Source organism: Allobosea sp. P1_A7 (genome assembly GCF_056406775.1).
The window spans coordinates 1-2988 of the sequence record NZ_JBFTZN010000448.1 but is presented as its reverse complement, the minus strand read 5'-3'; the positions used below and the strand labels follow the sequence as shown (position 1 = coordinate 2988).

The following is a 2988-nucleotide window of genomic DNA, read 5'->3' as shown; positions in this document are numbered from 1 at the left end:
GGTCTCGGGCGACGGATGGGCCAAACTTCAAACGGACGGCTCCCTCAAGGGCGAAATCCGCGTCCACAACGGTGACGATTCCACCTTCATCGCCCGCCCTAGGACGACTTCTTCAACAGCCTGCTAGGGCATCGGCCCGAAAAGTGGATTCCGGTTTTTGGGAAAGCCGATGCAAACACAAAGGGTTAGATCATCAGACCAGATACGGTTTCCGGTTCGATGATCTAACCGGCCGGCCGCGAGCGGGCCTCCCGAATGAGGATGTCGACGCTGACGATGAAGACCCAGACCGGGAAGATGATCACGGTCCAATCCAGGAATTGGCTGCCGATCAGGATGATGGCGGCGGCGATATACCCTGTGATCGCCGTTGCGCGTGCGGCAATTCCGGTGCGCAGGACGATCGTCGAGGCCGTCATCAGGAAAACGCCCGCCATTTTCAGGGCGTAGATGCTGGTCAGGTGATAGGCGAGCGACCGCGCAAGCATGAAGGTCATCGATCCCGGCAGGTCCCTGGGAAGCGCGGAATAGGCGATGAGGATGGCTCCGACCGAAGAAGCGGAGACGAAGAGCAGGCCGATGAACAGAAGACCGCTTCCGAGAAAGACCGTCGCAAACAACTTGTCTTCGGCCGCCCCCATCCGGTCGCGGAGGACACCGACGAACCACAGGAACGCGATGCCCGCGAACGGGATCAGGTTGAGCGCGAGCGACACTTTCCAGGATTGCGGACCCAGCCAGTCGCCAGGGTCTCGCGGGTCCAGCCGCACGGTGTCGAGGATCAGAAAAAGCGAGGTCAGCAGCAGCACCGAAAAAAGGATCCCGGCGGCGGCGGCAGCCCTCGGGGTCTTCAGGCCCTTTGCCGGATGCGGGTTGTAGCCACTCGCTAGGGGGTCGGTTGTCATCGTGGTCCAACCCTTCTTTCAAAACGGCTCCAGAACGCTGACGAATCTCCGGGAAACACGCCGTTTTGTCAGGCGCCAGGTTCCCATTGGTTTGTTGCGGTGGCAATCGAACTGCACGGACATGATGCAAGGCTGGCTGGCTCTGCCCGACTGATCGCAAGTCATTGCTACGAGATAAGGCCCAGTTGCTCCGCGGAGAGGACAAGCTCGGCTATCGAGCGTGCGGCCATCTTTTCCATCACATTGTGCCGGTGAGCCTTGACGGTGCGAATGGTGGTTCCGAGTTCGTAGGCGATCTGCTTGTTCATCCGGCCTCGCGCCACAAGAGCGAAGACCTCGCGTTCCCGCGGGGTGAGGCTGCCGAGCCGGAGCGCGCGCAAGACGGCGCCACCCTCGTCGTGCCTGGTGCGACGACACCGGGCCAGCGCCCGGTTTATCGCATCGAACAGCACGTCCTTGGTGACCGGCTTCGTCAGGAAATCCTCTGCGCCGGCCTTGATCGTGCGGACGCTGGTTGGAATGTCGCCATGGCCAGTGAGGAAGATCACGGGCAATCTCGATCCAGCCGCATTCAGGCGGAGCTGAAGGTCGGGCCCGCTAACGCCGGGAATATCGACGTCGAGCAGAATGCAGCCGTCAGTTCCTTCGTCGGGAAGCTGGTCCAGGAGCTCGGCTCCGGTCCCGTATGATTTCGCCTGGAAGCCTGAGGCTTCGAGCAAACGAACCATTGCGGTTCTGAAGGACGTGTCATCATCGACCAGATAGATATTGGCTGGCATGGAGGCCCTTCATGTCTTCATGGCGGGGAGATGGATATGGAAGGCGACCCCGCCATCATCGCGGTTGGCCACCCAGATCCGCCCGCGATGCGCGAGAATGATCTTCCTGCTGATCGCCAGTCCGAGGCCCATGCCATCGGCCTTCGTGGTGTAATACTCATCGAARAGCTTCCCCAATGCATGGGGCGGGACCGACGGTCCGTCGTTGATGATGGATAGTTCRACGATGTTTCGTCCMCGGRCCACGCTCCTTGCGACGATTTCCCGTCGAGMGCYGCCAYTGCCGATGATGGCATCGAGTGCGTTGATGGTGATGTTGAGGATCACCTGCTGAAKCTGGATGGCATCGGCMGGRATCTCCGGAAGTCTCTCGTCCAGCTCTGCTTTCAGGACGATATCGTTGGCGGCTGCACGGCTGGAAACGAGCCGGAACGTATCGCGGACRCAGCGGTTCAGATCGATCGTCCGGGTGGGCGACSGTGTCGGTCGGATCATGTTCCGCACGCGGTCGATGATCTCGACCGCGCGCATCTCGTCCCGCTTGATATCCGCGACGATGTCCTGAAGGTCCGCGATGCTGGGGGCTGCGTTCCTGAGGATGATCTCGGCCGCTTCGGTATTGATGAGGATTGCGCTGAGCGGTTGCTTGAGTTCATGCGCGATGAACGCAGACATTTCTCCGAGCGAAATCCGCCGCTCGACCGTCATGGCTTCGGACAGGAACTGACTTGCCTCCCGCTCTGCAGCAGCGCGTCGCTGGCGTTCGACGAGCAGCAGGACGATCAGGACTGCCTGCAGGAACAGCGCGATCGAGAACCCTGCGATCGGCCAGCCATATTGCTCCCAGGCCGTGGGCTGACGCGCGACCATGTCCGAGTAGCGGAGCGCCTGCGAGACCTCGCCGGGTCCGGAGCCGAGGACGAGATTGAGGAGGAGGCCGGAAATCACGGCCAGGACGAAGACCCCGCACAGGATCAGGTATCGGTGCCGGACAGCACGCAGCGTCACCGTGGCGGCCTGCGCCCCCGCGGGAAGTCGAACGCCCAGTGCCGCCTCGGAGCGCTGCAATGTAGCCTCCCTGTCGCTGCCTCACCCGTTGCGTTTCAGCAGGTTTCCGCGACCCAGTGCCTCGCGAAACTCGTTTCCTGGTGGTCGTCCAGTTTCTGGCGCTTCGGCAGCTTGATCTTCTCGCGCGGCGGCGCCTCGTAGGGGATCGAGGACAGGATATGAGAGATGATGTTCAGCCGGGCGCGGCGCTTGTCGTCGGAATGGACGGCAAACCAGGGCGCCCAGCTCGTATCACT

Annotated in this window: 3 protein-coding genes and 1 pseudogene; all 4 read right to left on the bottom strand. The window is 61.7% G+C overall.

The window, feature by feature from the left end:
- Positions 1–224 precede the first annotated feature (224 nt).
- Complete coding sequence (locus AC1D34_RS36010; protein ID WP_441509104.1) at positions 225–905, bottom strand: hypothetical protein; 681 nt, start codon at positions 903–905, stop codon at positions 225–227.
- Positions 906–1072: 167 nt separating this feature from the next.
- A complete protein-coding gene (locus tag AC1D34_RS36005; RefSeq protein WP_476826842.1) occupies positions 1073–1684 on the bottom strand; it encodes a response regulator transcription factor in 612 nt (203 codons plus the stop codon).
- A gap of 9 nt (positions 1685–1693) precedes the next feature.
- A complete protein-coding gene (locus AC1D34_RS36000) occupies positions 1694–2752 on the bottom strand; it encodes a sensor histidine kinase (RefSeq protein ID WP_476826841.1) in 1059 nt (352 codons plus the stop codon).
- A 35-nt stretch (positions 2753–2787) separates the two neighbouring features.
- Positions 2788–2988, bottom strand: a pseudogene (locus AC1D34_RS35995) (polyphosphate kinase 2); the annotation flags it as partial.